Annotated in this window: 11 protein-coding genes; 7 read left to right on the top strand and 4 right to left on the bottom strand. The window is 71.9% G+C overall.

All coding sequences use genetic code 11. The annotated features are described in order from the left end of the window. Window positions 1-132: 132 nt before the first annotated feature. Window positions 133-1212 (top strand): terpene synthase family protein, encoded by a 1080-nt coding sequence (locus AC3AGO_RS09405; RefSeq protein ID WP_487819692.1) that lies wholly within the window; start codon window positions 133-135, stop codon window positions 1210-1212. Window positions 1213-1239: 27 nt separating this feature from the next. Here the strand turns inward: AC3AGO_RS09405 and AC3AGO_RS09400 are convergent, their stop codons facing one another. Next, entirely contained in the window at window positions 1240-1485 is a 246-nt protein-coding gene (locus tag AC3AGO_RS09400) for a DUF397 domain-containing protein (protein WP_487819691.1), read from the bottom strand. Next, window positions 1482-2312 carry a helix-turn-helix domain-containing protein gene (locus AC3AGO_RS09395; RefSeq protein ID WP_487819690.1) on the bottom strand — a complete coding sequence of 277 codons (831 nt, stop codon included), beginning with the start codon at window positions 2310-2312 and terminating at the stop codon, window positions 1482-1484. Before AC3AGO_RS09395 ends, AC3AGO_RS09400 begins: the two co-directional genes overlap by 4 nt. A 160-nt stretch (window positions 2313-2472) precedes the next feature. Here AC3AGO_RS09395 and AC3AGO_RS09390 point away from each other — a divergent pair, with 160 nt between their 5' ends. Further along, complete coding sequence (locus AC3AGO_RS09390; RefSeq protein ID WP_487819689.1) at window positions 2473-2916, top strand: ATP-binding protein; 444 nt, start codon at window positions 2473-2475, stop codon at window positions 2914-2916. 381 nt (window positions 2917-3297) lie between these two features. Further along, a complete protein-coding gene (locus AC3AGO_RS09385; protein ID WP_487819688.1) occupies window positions 3298-6096 on the top strand; it encodes a reprolysin-like metallopeptidase in 2799 nt (932 codons plus the stop codon). Window positions 6097-6215: 119 nt separating this feature from the next. Here AC3AGO_RS09385 and pepE read toward each other — a convergent pair whose 3' ends face one another. Next, window positions 6216-6947 carry a dipeptidase PepE gene (gene pepE, locus AC3AGO_RS09380; RefSeq protein WP_487819687.1) on the bottom strand — a complete coding sequence of 244 codons (732 nt, stop codon included), beginning with the start codon at window positions 6945-6947 and terminating at the stop codon, window positions 6216-6218. Next, window positions 6944-7771, bottom strand: a complete 828-nt coding sequence (locus tag AC3AGO_RS09375; protein ID WP_487819686.1) for an IclR family transcriptional regulator — start codon at window positions 7769-7771, stop codon at window positions 6944-6946. The genes pepE and AC3AGO_RS09375 overlap by 4 nt, the downstream gene beginning before the upstream one ends. 146 nt (window positions 7772-7917) lie before the next feature. Between AC3AGO_RS09375 and AC3AGO_RS09370 the strand changes: the two genes are divergently transcribed. The 4 genes from AC3AGO_RS09370 to AC3AGO_RS09355 all read left to right on the top strand — a co-directional run bounded on the left by AC3AGO_RS09370 (window position 7918) and on the right by AC3AGO_RS09355 (window position 14154). Continuing rightward, the gene (locus AC3AGO_RS09370) at window positions 7918-8898 is read left to right on the top strand and encodes a DUF1177 domain-containing protein (RefSeq protein WP_487819685.1); all 981 of its coding nucleotides are present in this window, start codon (window positions 7918-7920) and stop codon (window positions 8896-8898) included. 54 nt (window positions 8899-8952) lie between these two features. After that, window positions 8953-10698 carry an OPT/YSL family transporter gene (locus AC3AGO_RS09365; RefSeq protein WP_487819684.1) on the top strand — a complete coding sequence of 582 codons (1746 nt, stop codon included), beginning with the start codon at window positions 8953-8955 and terminating at the stop codon, window positions 10696-10698. 157 nt (window positions 10699-10855) lie between these two features. Further along, window positions 10856-11578, top strand: a complete 723-nt coding sequence (locus tag AC3AGO_RS09360) for an AroM family protein (protein WP_487819683.1) — start codon at window positions 10856-10858, stop codon at window positions 11576-11578. Window positions 11579-11850: 272 nt separating this feature from the next. Next, complete coding sequence (locus AC3AGO_RS09355) at window positions 11851-14154, top strand: ATP-binding protein (protein ID WP_487819682.1); 2304 nt, start codon at window positions 11851-11853, stop codon at window positions 14152-14154. The last annotated feature ends 119 nt before the right edge of the window (window positions 14155-14273 follow it).

Here is a 14273-nt window from a genome sequence, read left to right as displayed (position 1 = left end):
GGCAGGCGAGTGAGCGCGGAACGGTACGAGGGCAGGGTGCGCCCAGGATGGGGTGCCGGGGACCCCGTACGCCCGATGACGTGCTGCGCGGAGCCCCGGTCAGGTCCGAGACATGGGAAGTGAGAGCTGCTGATGACCGCACCGCCCGTCGGTCTGGAACTGCCCCCGATCCACGCCCCTTTCGAACCCGCGATCCATCCACGGGTCCGCCAGGTCGAACAGCGCGCGGTCGAGTGGATCGAGGCGTCCGGCATGTGCGCCACCGCGGAGGAGCGCGCGTGGGTCGTCGCCACCCACAGCACGGACTTCTGCGCCCGCTTCCAGCCGTACGCGGCGGACGACGACCGGCTGCTGGCTTCGTCGCTGTGGGTCTACTGGGGCTTCGCCTTCGACGATGTGCGGTGCGACAGCGGATGGTTCAGCACCCGTCCGGCCGAGTTCACCAGACTGGCGGGGCGCGTGCAGCGCGCGCTGGAGTCGCCGGGCGCGCACGGCGATGACGAACGGTTCATCGCACCGATCCGGGACATCGGCGCACGTCTGGCCGGCTTCGGCTCGCCCGTCGCGTTCCGCCGGTTCGCCGCCGCGCAGCGCGCGTGGCTGTCCGGGGTGTCCTGGCAGATCGGCAACGCGGCGGCGGGACGGCTGCCGGGCCTGGACGAGTACCTCGCCATGCGGGTCCTCGCCGCCGGCGGTGAACCACCGTTCGCCCTCTGGGAGATCGCGAACGGCGTCGACATCCCAGGGCGGGACCTGGACCGGCCCGCGGTCCGCGCGCTGACGGAGATGGCCATCACGGTCGCGGCCCTCGACAACGACCGGCACTCACTCCACAAGGAGGTGGCGGGCGGCCAGTGCGACCAGAACATCTTCACCGTGCTGGCCCGCGAACGCGACCTGCACCTCCAGGACGCCGTCCACGCGGCCACGGCCGTACGCGACCGAGTGCTCAATCGCTTCCGCCAACTCCTCGACGCGGTACGCCCGTCGGCCGGTCCCGAGCTGGCGGGCTACCTGGACGGGCTGTGCCACGGCATCCGCGGCAACGCCGAGTGGGGCCTGCGCGTCCCCCGCTACCTCAGCCTCGGTCACACCCCCGACCCGGCCGACGACGACCTCGTCATCGAATGGGCCGACGCGCCCGTCGACGGCAGCCTGGACCCCCTGGGCCTGCCGTCCATCGACTGGTGGTGGGACCGCGAACTGGCCTGACGAGCAGGGGAGTTCGACCCCTGCGTGCTAGTCCGCGACGGTGTGGGAGACGAACGCCGACCACGCGGCGGGCGTGACGGCGAGCTGCGGGCCGGACGTGTCCTTGGAGTCCCGGATGTGGATGGTGTGGGGGCAGGCGGCGACCTCGACACACTCGTTGCCGTCACCCCCGCTGTAGCTGGACTTCCGCCAGGAGACGGCGACTTCGAGGCAACTGTCGCCCTGTGAACCGCTGTAGCTGCTCTTGAACCAGGCCAGCTCGCTGGTGCTCATAGTGCTCCTCGCATCTGCTCCAGCAGGCTCACGGAATCTTCGGGAGTGAGAGCCTGTGAACGCAGTTTTGCATACCGCATCTGGAGAACGCTGACCTCATTTGCGTCGGAGAAGAGCTGGCCGGTGCGTTGCCCTTCGGAGTATCCGAACCACTGGTGATCGGGGGTCTCCAGCAGCCTGATCGGGCCTTCCAGCCCGGCATGATCCGGACGCTCCAACGGCACCACTTGAAGCTCCACGTTCCAGCTTTGGACGCAGGCGAGCAGGTGCTCGATGAGGTCACGCGTGACACCTGGTCCACCCGTGTTCCTCCTGAGCAAGGCCTCTTCCACGATGAAGCTGAACGCGGTGTTGGGCATGTCGCCCAGCAGGCGTTGGCGATCGAGACGCGCCGATACCCGGGCTTCGACCTGTTCGCCGCTGAGCGGCGGCACACAGCTCCGGAGCACGGCTCGTGCGTACGCCTCGGTCTGCAACAGGCCCGGAACGGCGAGGCATTCGTACATGCACAGGCTGATGGCCTCCTGTTCCAGCTTCGCCCACATCCGGAACCACGCCGCCAGCCCCGGGTTCCGGGAGAGGTGCCGGGCCGCGCGGACGATGATGCCGGAGGCGTCCAACGCCTGGTCGGCGCGTTCGGCGAAGTGGGGTGGCGGGAAGCGGCGGCCCGTCTCGATGGAGGTGATGGTGTGCTTGGAGCAGCAGACGGCGGGGGCGAGTTGGTCGCGGGTGAGCCCGGCGCGTTCGCGGAAGCCTCTGACGACCTCCCCGAACCCTTTGAGGCTGTCGGAGGGTTCGGGTTCGCTGGTCTGGGTGTGTTCCGCCATGGTCCGGGGCACCTCTCGCCGGGGTGTTGCACGCGTCGGCTCAACTCACCCAGGGTGACCAGGAGTCCGGTGTACTGTCCACAGCCGGAACGTGTACGCCGACCTTGCGTACACCTCGAAACCCTGGTCAACGGGCGGGCGAGGGCGCAAATGTGAGGGCATGTCACCGCACCCCCACGTAGCGAACCCCGTTACCGTACGTGTGTTCAGTCAGCGTCTCAGTGCGACCCCGCGAGGGGCGCGTCTCGCGCGGCGGTTCGCCGTGCAGCAGTTGGACGCCTGGGGCGTCCCGTACGGCAGCTCCGCTTCGGACACGGCGGCGCTGATCGTGGCCGAACTGGCGGCGAACGCCGTCACGCACGGGCTGGTGCCCGGGCGGGACTTCGGGCTCGATCTGAGTCTGACCGCCGACGGCACCCTGAGCATCGAGGTCACCGACACGCGGGCCGACCGCAGGCCGCGGGTCGACCCGGCCGTACCCGAGGGCGAGGCGGAGAGCGGCCGGGGGCTGTTCCTGGTCGACGCGCTGGCCTCGCGGTGGGGTGTGACGGCCCGGAGGGGCGGCGGCCCCGGCAAGGTCGTCCGGGCGGAGCTGGACCTGTGACGCCCTCACGGGCCTGCCCTCCCCGTCGTGGCCTGATGTCCCGTCATCAAGTCCGGCCGTGGTGCTGTCCCGTTTTCGGACAGCGGTGCCTCCGGAGTGCCTGCCGAGGCCGAAGGAAGGGTTCCGTATGCTACGACTTCATCTGCTTCGGACAGGTTCGGACAGCTTTGGACAGTTCCGGGTGCGGCCGGGGGACGTGGGGTGTATCCGGGCCACCGGTATCCGGGTCGCGCGGGGTGAACGTCCGCTGACCGGCGACCTGTTGGGGCACGGGTTGGCCGGTAGCGCGACTGCGGGAACGAGCTGTGTGCTGTTGAGGTGAGGGTCTCAGCGGTCGCGTGCCCCGAGCCGTGGCCCTTCCGGAGAAGAGAGGGGACGCTCATGGCGTTCCTCAGGTACAAGTCGACGGGATTCCGGTGCGCGGTGGCGTGCCCGACCGACACCGGGTGGGCGGCGATGTTCCTGCGGCCCACCGCCGCCGTGGGGATCAGCGGAACGGGCCTGCTCTTCGAGTCCTCGATCCCCGACGCGTACGGGGGGCGGTTCGCGGACCTGCGGCAGCCGCAGTACCAGAACTTCGAGCAGTATCCGGACGGCATGCTGCAACTGCCCGATCACTCGGACGGGTCGAAGCAGTACATGTTCATCGCCGGCACGGAGAGCCTGGTGTACCGGGTGGGCGCAGGCGCCGTCCAGCACGAACAGGTGCCGATGCTCTACTGGCTGTCCGCCCACTGGCAGCAGAACGTCGACGCTCTGCTCCAGGCGCCCAACTCGGCGTCGGGCGCGTGGCGCACGTATCTGTTCAAGGGCAACCGTGTCCTCACCTACGACTGGAACAACCCCCTCTCGCCCGTCGAGCGGGACGTGCTGATCACCGAAGGACCGGACGCGAACGCGCCGGGCTGGGCACAGCTCCCGCCCGATTTCCAGGCGGACCTCGACCACATCGTCGCGCTGCCCCTCGCGTCCGACGGCGTGCGCCGCTCGCTGCTCGTCAAGGGGACGCAGGCGCTGATCCTCAACTGGCGGACAGGTGCGGAGGCATCGGGACCGCTCGTCTCGCTCACCACGGGCCTGGGCGCGCTGCCGGCGCGTTACGCGACGCCCTACCTTCCGCTGTCCGGGACCTACCGGGCCACCAACACCACTCAGACCGTCGAGGCGCGGGTCGACGTCGACGGGTCCGGCACGCTGGCCACGATCAGCGGCGACCTCTTCTCGGTGGCGAGCGGGACCACGGCCTACACCAACTCCTTCCGGTCGGCCAGTGTGGAGGTGCAGTGGGGCTCCACCTACGTCGTGCTGACGGGAAAGGGGCTGACGTGGGCCACTCCGTCGGCCGAAGTCACCCGCGTCCGGCTCCTGATCCCTCTGACCGACGCCGGCCAGTCACCCCGGGCGGCCGGGTGGCTGACCGTGGGGGACGAGAACTACTACCACTCCCTCTGGTACGAACTCCCCAAGGTGTCCTCGTACTTCCGCAGTGTCGACTACGAGGTCGACACCGTGGTCGGGGAGACCGAGCTCGCCAGCTACGACACGTCCAAGGCCACCACGCCGCCCGGGTACGTGAACCGGGTCATCACCGTGCCGTCCGCGTTCGCCGAGTCGGGCGTCGAGCTGCGTATCGCCGGTACCCGCAACGTCCTCGACACCACCGGGGCCGGTACGGACCTGCGGTGGTCGACCGCCGAACTGCACGCGGCGATGGTGGCGAACTTCAGCGCCCACCGCGACGTGCCGCAGTGGAAGCTGTGGGCCCTGATCGCGAGCAAGTTCTCCGACAACGACCGCACCATCGGGATCATGTTCGACCAGGCCGGTCTGCAACGGCAGGGCATGGCCGTGTTCGCGCAGGCCATCAAGGAATCCGGGATAGCCGGCGCGGCCTGGGACATGCACACCTACGTCCACGAGCTCGGCCACGCCTTCAACCTGCTGCACTCGTGGGACAAGGGGTTCGCGAACCCGCCCGCGCCGCTGGGGCCGAGGAACGGCTACGGCGACGCGTCGTGGATGAACTACCCGCACCTCTACCAGGGGAGCACCGCCAACGGGATCCCGGCGTACTGGGGCGACTTCCTGTTCCGGTTCACCGACAACGAGGTCCGGCACCTGCGGCACGGCTTCTACCGCGACGTGATCATGGGTGGCAGCAACTTCATCACCGGTTCCGCGAGCACCGCCCCGGCGGCGGAGACCTTCGCCCCGCCGCTGACCGACGAGTCCGGCCTCGCGCTGGAGATCCAGGGCCAGGAGGCGTTCGAGTACGGCGAACCCGTCGTCGCCCAGCTCAAGTTGGGCCGCACCGGCAGCCACGGCGACGTCGTCGTCGCGCCCGACCTGCAGCCGTCGGCAGGACACGTGCTCGTCGCGGTCACCGACCCGTTCGGCCGGTCCCGGACGTACCGCCCGCTGACCCGTGTGTGCACGGGCCATGACGCGGCGGCGGACACGGTCACGCTCACGGCGCAGGCGCCGGCCGTCTACACGAGCGCGTACATCGGATACGGCGCGGACGGGCTCTACTTCAGCGAGCCCGGCCTCTACACGGTGACCGCCGCGTACCAGGCACCCGACGGTTCGCGCGTCGTCTCGGCGCCGCGGACGGTCCGGGTCCGCCAGCCGCTCACCCGCGACGACCAGCAGGTCGGCGAGCTCATGATGGGTGACGAGCAGGGGCAGCTGCTGACGTTCCTCGGCTCCGACGCGCCGCAACTCCAGGGCGGCAACGACGCGTTGCGGGAGATCGCCGAACGCCACGGCGAGCACCCGCTGGCGGCGCACGCCCGGCTGGCCCTCGGCGCCAACGCGGGCCGGCACTTCCAGCACATCAGCGACGGACGCCTCGTCGTCCGCGAACCCGACATCAAGGAGAGCGTCCAGCAGCTCGGCGCGGCCATCAACGCGTCCACAGGAGACGAGGGCCTCGACAACATCACCCTCAACGAGGCGATGCGCCGCCTCGCCCGCGTCCACGCCAAGGACGGCAACCTCATGGAGGCGGACGCCGTGCTCGACAGGATGGTCGACACGTTCCGGGACAAGGGCCTCGCCGCACCGGTCCAGGAGACCGTCCGGGAGCAGGCGGAGGAGACCCGCGCGAGGATCCACGAGGGCAAGGCCAAGCCGGCCCGCGGGGGCAAGGGCGGGCCGACCTCCCGCAAGAAGAAGTAGTCCCGGGCCCGGAGCTGCCGGCCACGGGCGGCAGCTCCGGGCGACGGTTCACGGGTGGGCCCCGCCGGAACGTCCCGGCGGGGCCCGGTCGCGTGCGGAGGCGCAGGCCCCCGGCGGGGTCAGGCGGCGGGCGCGGTGTCGAAGCGGGCCGTGGCCGTGAGGAGGGAGCCGAGGTCGGCGCCCGGGGCGTGTTCCGCGGGGGCGGTGCCGCGGCGGAAGAGGCGCGCGCCGGCGGCGATGCCGCCCAACTCCAGCCGGTCGCCGTCGCGTTGGAGCCAGGTGCCCTCGCGCAGCCCGAGAACGGGTACGTCGTTCTCCTCCAGGAACTGTGTCAGCCGTTCCTCGCGGGTCTCGCCCATGTGCGCGTTGTCCGGGGCGGGGTCGAGATAGTGCGGGTTGATCTGGAAGGGGACCAGGCCGAGCGTGGTGAAGCCGTCCGGCTGGACGATCGGCATGTCGTTGGTCGTACGCAGCGTGGGGCAGGCCATGTTGGTGCCCGCACTGGAGCCCGTGTACGGGGCGCCCTCGCGGACACGTTCGCGTACGGCCTCCAACAGGCCGTGCCGCTGAAGGGACTTGAGCAGCCGGAAGCTGTTGCCGCCGCCGATGAACACCGCTTCCGCCGCGCGGGCCAGCTCCGCCGGGTCGCCGGTGTGCGCGCCGCGCACACGGATGCCGAGCGGCTGGAGGGCCTCGGCCACCTTCGCCGTGTAGGCGTCGTGGTCGGCGAGCGCGTACGGCACGAACAGCAGCTCGCGCACGCCCGCCAGATGCTCCGCCAGCACGTCGCGGGCGTGCTCCAGGTAACCCCGGCCGGGGGCGGCGGAGTTGGACAGCAGCAGCAGTTTCATCGGGAGTCGGCCTTCCTGACGGGGGTGATGGTGGGGGAGTCGGACGGTGTCCCCGGCCGCCTGCGCGGTGTGAGCAGTTCGCCCAGCCGTTCTGCCGCTGACCACAGGGGGCGCAGCAGTGCGTCGCGGGGGCCGCCCAGCGCCTCCTGCGGTCCGACCAGCGTGAGCGAGCCCACCGGCTGCGCCCGTACGAGGACGGGCACGGCGAGCCCTGCGGTGGCCGGGTCGTACTCGCCCTCCGAATAGGCGTAACCCTCCACCGGCACCCGGGACATGAGCGCTTCCAGCTCGTCCGGGTCGGTGACGGTCAGCTCGCTGAAGCGGGCCATGGGCCGGCCGTAGAGCAGCGCGCTGCGCGCGCCGGGCGCGAGCATGCCGAAGTACGCGCGGGAGGTGGCGCCCGCGTGCGCCGGATACAGCTCGTCGGCCAGCCGGTACGTACGCAGCGGCCCCGACGTACCGTCCGCCCACTCGACGCAGCGCAGATGCGCCCCGTCCGGCACCGCGAACAGCGCCGTGATGCCGCTGGCCGCGGCGAGTTCACGGAGCGCGGGGCGGGCCAGGCCCGCCATGCCGCCGTGCCGCTCCCAGGCGGTGGACATGTGCCAGACGGCGGGCCCCAGCCGGTATCTCCGGGTGACCTCGTCGGAGACGAGGAAGCCCCGGTGGGCGAGGGACGCGAGGAGCCGCTGCGCCACCGACTTGTCCCAGCCGAACTCGGCGGCGAGATCCGTGACGCCCCACTCCTCGCGGTCCTGCGAGAAGGCGAGCAGGACCTGGAGCACGCGGTCGGCGGTCTGCAGAGGTGCGCGGTCGGTGGCCATGCACCGCACCCTACCGCTATCCGATACGGCTTCTCTCATATAGAGAAAAGCTTGCGGTAAAAGAACCGGCAGGAGCAGGCTGCGGACACGTCCCCGCGCCAGGCGCCCGGCACGTACCCCGCACCACCGCATCCCTGGGAGCACCTGTGCTCAAGCACGTTCTCGACACCCTCGAACTCCTCGACCGGCCGCAGACCGGCGGCGAGCTCCTCGCGGGCCACCTCCGTTCCGTACTGGACGCGGCCTCCGGCGAGGGCACCCCGGCGGACGGGCCGAAGCCGGAGATCACCGTCACCCGGGTCGAAGGCGCGCAGGGCGGCACGGACTTCGTGAAGGCCGTCGTCCCCGGCAGCGCCGGCAAGCTCGCCGGGGGCTCCGCGCCGACGCTCGGCATCCTCGGCCGGCTCGGCGGAGTCGGCGCCCGGCCCGAGCGCATCGGCGTCGTCTCCGACGGCGACGGCGCGGTCGCCGCGCTCTCCGCGGCGGCGAAGCTGCTCGACATGTACGGACGCGGCGACGTACTGCCCGGCGACGTCGTCGTCAGCACGCACGTGTGCCCGGACGCGCCGACCCGGCCGCACGACCCGGTGCCGTTCATGGACTCCCCGGTGTCGGTCCTCGACTGCAACCGCGAGGAGATCGACCCGTCCATGGACGCCGTCGTCTCCATCGACACCACCAAGGGCAATCGGCTGCTCAACCACCGCGGCATCGCGCTCTCCCCGACCGTGAAGCAGGGCTGGATCCTGCGGGTCAGCGACAGCCTGCTCGACGTACTGGAGACGGTGACGGGCGAGTCCGCGCACGTCCTGCCCATCACCACGCAGGACATCACCCCGTACGGCAACGGCGTGCACCACCTGAACTCGATCATGCAGCCGTGCGTGGCGACCGACGCGCCCGTCGTCGGCCTCGCCCTCACCACCGGCACGGCCGTCGCCGGCTGCGCCACCGGCGCCAGCCACGAGACGGACATCGCCGCCGCGGGACGGTTCGCCGTCGAGGCCGCGAAGGAGTTCGGCCGCGGCGTGGCCGCCTTCCACGACCCGGACGAATTCGCCCGACTCGTCGGGCTGTACGGCCCTCTGACGGCGCTTCAGTCCACGGCGGGCGCTGACGAAGCCTGACAAGGGGGCGGGCGCCGTCCCGCCCCGCCCCATCCCTCCTCCACGGGAGTGCCCATGAGCCACACCCCGGCCCCCGCCGAGGCCACCCCGGCCCCGGTGCGGACGCACCCCAGGGCACTGGAGCCGGTCACCCTCGTCGTGACCGTCCTGCTCTCCGTGCTCGGCGCCGTCATCGGACTCGTGCTGATCACCACGCTGGGCATCGCGCCCAACACCTCCGTGATCGGCGCGCTGATCGCCATGCTGATCGGCAGGATCTCGATCGCCACGCTGTCCCGGATGCGGGACCCGCAGCGGCAGAACCTGGTGCAGTCCGCGATCTCCGGCTCCACCTTCGCCGCCGCCAACTCCCTTGTCACACCCATCGCCGTGCCCTTCCTCCTCGGACGGCCCGACCTCGTGTGGCCCATGCTCGGCGGCGCCGTCATCGGCCTGGCCGTCGACAGCTGGGTGCTGTACCGGGTGTTCGACTCGCGGCTGCTGCCCGCGTCCGCCGCGTGGCCCGCCGGCATCGCCGCCGCCGAGACCATCAAGGCGGGCGACGAGGGCGGCCGCAAGGCGAAGATGCTCGGAGTCAGCGCCGTGGTGGGCTTCGTCGGCTCGCTCTTCAAGCTGCCGATGAGCGCCGCCGGTGTCGCCTTCCTCGGCAACATCTGGGCGCTGCTGATGTTCGGCATCGGCCTGCTCGTCGCGCAGTACGCGCCCGGCATGTTCGACGTCGACCTGTCCGCCGACTACGTACCGCACGGCGTGATGATCGGCGCGGGACTCGTGGCGCTGGTGCAGGCCGTACTGCTGATGCGGGACCGGAAGAGCGGCGCGGCGAAGGGCGGTTCGGGGAAGGGCTCCTCGACGGGCTCTTCGGAGGGCGGCGCCGCTCGGGGCACGGGGGAGGACCGGTTCGCGCCGGAGGTCCGCACCGTCGACGCGCGGCGGCTGCGCCGCGGACTCCTCGAAGGACTCGCGCTGTTCCTCGTCGGCGCCCTGCTCATCGCGCTCGTCGGCGGCGTCGCCGCGGACATGGGCGGTGCGGGACTCGTCGGCTGGGTGCTGCTGGCCGGAGTCGCCGCGCTGATCCACCAGTTGATCGTCGGCCTGGCCGCGATGCACTCCGGATGGTTCCCCGCGTTCGCCGTCACCCTGATCTTCCTGATCGTCGGCCTCGTCGCCGGCATCCCGATGGTGCCGCTCGCGCTGCTCGTCGGCTACGCGGCCTCGACCGGCCCCGCGTTCGCCGACGTCGGCTTCGACTTCAAGGCGGGCTGGCTGCTGCGCAAGGACGCCGTGCCGTGGCACCCGTACGAGATGGCCGGACGCCGCCAGCAGTACGTCGCGCAGCTCGTCGGGTTCGCCGTGGCCGTCCTCGTCGTGATGATCGCGTGGAAGCCGTTCTTCTCCGACGGCCGCGTGCCCCCGGTGGCGCAGGTCTACGTCGACACCATCAAGGCCGGGCTCACCGACACGCACGCCCTCACGATGATGCTGCTGTGGGCCGTGCCGGGCGCGCTCATCCAGTTCTTCGGCGGCTCGTCGCGGCAGATGGGCGTACTCCTGGCGACAGGTCTGCTCGTCGCCACCCCGCAGGCCGGCTGGCTGGTGCTGATCGCCCTCGCCGTCCGCTACGGCTACGGCCTCCGCAAGAAGCGCGCCGCTGCGCGCGCGGCGGCGGCCGGGAACGGCGGGTCGGGCGGCGGGGCGACGGGGGCGGCGGAGGCCGACAACGAACTGGCGCTCGTGGGCGCCGGGTTGGTGGCCGGCAGCTCGCTCAACGACGTGGGCCAGATCTACAAGGCGTTCTGACTCCCGGCCTTCTGACTCCCGGCCTTCTGGCCCCGGGTCTTCCGGCCCCGGGGCCGTGAAGGGCCCTCCGACCCTCCCGGCCCCCGTACAGCGTCGTACGGGGGCCGGGAGTCCCACGCGGCATCACGCCGCCCGCCCCGTCCAGTTCAGGAGAAGTGTGTCCGCACAGTCACCTGCCCTCGGCCTCGTCACCATCGGCCAGGCGCCCCGCACGGACCTGCGGGGCGACATCGAACCGCTGCTCGGCGAGGTGCGCCCCGTCGAGCACGGGGCCCTGGACCGGGACCGGTTCGACGGGCCCGAGGGGGAGCGCACGCGGGCCGCGGTGGCGCCCGTACCGGGGGAGGCGCCGCTCGTCTCCCGCCTGCGCGACGGCAGTTCGGTACTGCTCGGACACGACGCGCTCGCCCCGCGCATGCGGGACGCCGTCGCCCGCTGCGAGGCGGACGGCGCGGCCGCCACGCTGCTGCTGTGTACCGGCAACTTCCCGCCCGTACCGGCGAACAGGCCGCTGCTGTACGCCGAACCGCTCGTGCAGCAGGGCGTACGGGCCCTCGCCGGCGCGGCATCCGTCGGCGTGATCTGCCCGCTGCCCGCACAGCGCGAGGACGTCGGCCGCCGCTGGGCGCGGCTGCTGGACGGGCCGGTGTGCGTCGAGGCCGCGGACCCGTACGGGCCCGACGCGCTCGCGCAGGTGGCCGACGCCGCACGGCGGGCGGCCGGGGCGGGCAGCGCCTGGATCGTCCTGGACTGCATCGGCTACACCGAGGCCATGCGTCACGCGGCGTCGCGCGCCGTCGGCTCCGGGGCCCCCGTACTGCTGGCCCGCGCCCTGGCGATCCGCCTCGCCGCGGAGGTGGCCTCCGGCGCGGCGTCCTGACGCCGGAAGCCCGTGCCGTACAGGCGTCCTGATGTCGAAGAGCCGCGCCGTACAGCCGAGTTGGCCGTACAGCCGAGTTGGCCGTATAGCCGAGTCGGGGGGCCGAACGTCCCGCGAATCGGTGCGGTGTCCCTCCATCGGCTGGCCCGGTCCCGTTCGGCCGTGCGGTGGGCGGCGACGGGAGTACCGTGCGAAGACTCAGCGGATGAAGCACGAGCTTCGCACGAGCAGTGGATGAGCGCGCGAGTCGGCACCGGACCGAGCGGGGCGATATGGCAAGGGTTTTCGGGCGGCGCAGTGGTGAACTCCCCGCGGAGGTGACCGGCTTCGTCGGCCGCACAGGTGAACTCCGCCAGGTGAGGCAGGCGTTGGCGGACACGCGGCTGCTGACGCTCACGGGGCCGGGCGGTGTCGGCAAGACGCGGATCGCGCTGCGGGCCGCGGCGGCGGTCAGGGAGGACTTTCCCGACGGGCTGTGTCTGGCCGAGCTGACCGGGCTGCGCGACCCGGAGCTGCTCCCGCACACCCTCTGTACGCTCCTGGGACTCCCGGGCCAGTCGGCCGAGCCGCCGCTGGACGTCCTCGTCGACCATCTCCAGGGCCGGCGGCTGCTGATCATTCTGGACACGTGCGAGCATCTGGTCGACGCCTGTGCGATGTTCGCGGACGTGGTGCTCGGCGAGGCGCCGGGCGTGACCCTGCTGGCGACCAGCCGGCAGCCGCTGGACGTGCCGGGGGAGCACACCTTCGCGGTGCCGGCGCTTCCCGTGGACACCGCCGTCGAGCTGTTCGCGCAGCGCGCCACGACAGTGGTGCCCGGCTTCGCGGTCACCGACGGGAACCGTCCGGAGGTCGAGGCGCTGTGCCGCCGGCTGGACGGCATTCCCCTGGCGATCGAGCTGGCGACCGTACGGCTGCGGGCGATCAGTCTCGGGCAGTTGGTGGCGCTGCTGGAGGACCGCTTCCGCGTTCTGACGGGCGGCAGGCGTACGGCGCTGCCGCGCCACCAGACGCTCCGTACGGCGATCGGCTGGAGCCACGAGCTGTGCACGGACGCCGAACGGCTGCTGTGGGCACGGCTGTCGGTCTTCGCCGGCTCCTTCGACCTGGCCGCCGCCGAGCAGGTGTGTGCGGGCGGGGCGCTGCCCGCGGACTACGTGGTCGAGACCCTCATCGGCCTGGTCGACAAGTCCGTGGTGATCCGCATCGACGACCCCGGGCGGAAGGATCCGCGCTACCGGCTGCTGGACACGATCCGCGAGTACGGCGCCGACTGGCTTGCCGAGCTCGGCGAGGAAACCGCCTGCCGCGAGCGCCACTTGGCGCACTGCCGCGAGCTCGCGCGGCGCTTCGACGACCGCTGGTGCACCAGCGAGCAGATCGAGCTGTTCCAGGCGGTCGACCGGGAGCGCGCCAACATACGGGCCGCCCTCGAATACGCCTGCGGCCGCACGGAGCCGGAAGCAGCCCGGGAGGCGCTGGGCTTCGCGGTAACGCTCGGCCCCTACTGGTCCTGCGGTGCGTACTTCAGCGAGGGCCGCCGCTGGCTGACGCGCTGTCTGGACCGGGTGCCCGAGCCGGTGGCCGAACGGGCCGACGCGCTGCGCGTGTTGTGCTATTACGCCGTCCGGCAGGGCGACCCCGTGCCGGCGATGGCCGCGGTCCAGGAGTCCCGCGCCCTCGCCGAGCAGCTCGGGGACGAGCGCCTGCTCGCGTACGCCGTCGAACACGCGGCGTTCCAGCTCTTCATCAGCGGCGAAGGGGCCGCCGCCTTCGCCCGGTTCGAGGAGGCCCGCGGGCGCCTCGAACGGCTCGGCGACCGCCCGGCGCTGGCGAAGACCCTGACGGAGTTCTGCATCGCGCACGCCATCGGCGGAGACTGCGGCATGTCCCTGGCACTCTGCGACGAGGTCCTCGAACTCCTCGACGGGCACCCGGGCGAGACGTGGCTGCGCGGCTACGTCCTGGGCGCCCAGGGCCTCGCGCACTGGCGCGGAGGAGACCTCACGGCGGCCTCCTCCGCGGTGCGGGAGTGCGTCCGGCAGAAGTACCGGATGGCCGACAAGGACGGAGTGGCGGCCTTCCTGGCGGTCCTCACCTGGCTCGCCGCCGGCCAGAAACGGTACGTCCGCGCGGCCTGGCTGGCGGGCGCGGCCGAGCAGTTGAGCGACGACCTGCCGGCCACGCTGCTCGGCATCCCGAGCCTCGCCGACACCTACGACGGCGCGCGGGCCGAGGCCGCCCGCGAGCTGGGGGAGCGGAGCTTCGAGGCGCTGCGCCGCGGCGGCGCCGACCTGTCCCTGGAGGAGGCGGTCGACCTCGCCGAGGCCGACGCCGACCACCCGGACACGCGGACGCCCGGCGACTCCGTGCCGCGCCCGGCGTCCGGGCTGACCCGCCGCGAGTACGAGGTCGCGACGCTTGTCGCGCAGGGGCTGTCCAACCGCGAGATCGCCGAACGCCTCGTCATCTCCAAGCGCACCGCCGACGCGCATCTGGAGCACATCCTCGGCAAACTCGGCTGCTCCTCCCGAGCGGAAATAGCCCCCAACCTCGACGGCGGCCCCCGCCAGTAGCCGTTACGGGCCAACCCCTCATGGGCGCGGTCCCCTTGTGCGGGCAACCCTTCCTCGGGGCGCGGGCCCTGTGCGGGGCAACGCCTCATGGGGGCGGGCCCTGTGCGGGACGGCCCCTT

The organism is Streptomyces sp. BL1 (genome assembly GCF_057628045.1).
This window is presented reverse-complemented; position numbering and strand designations above follow the sequence as displayed.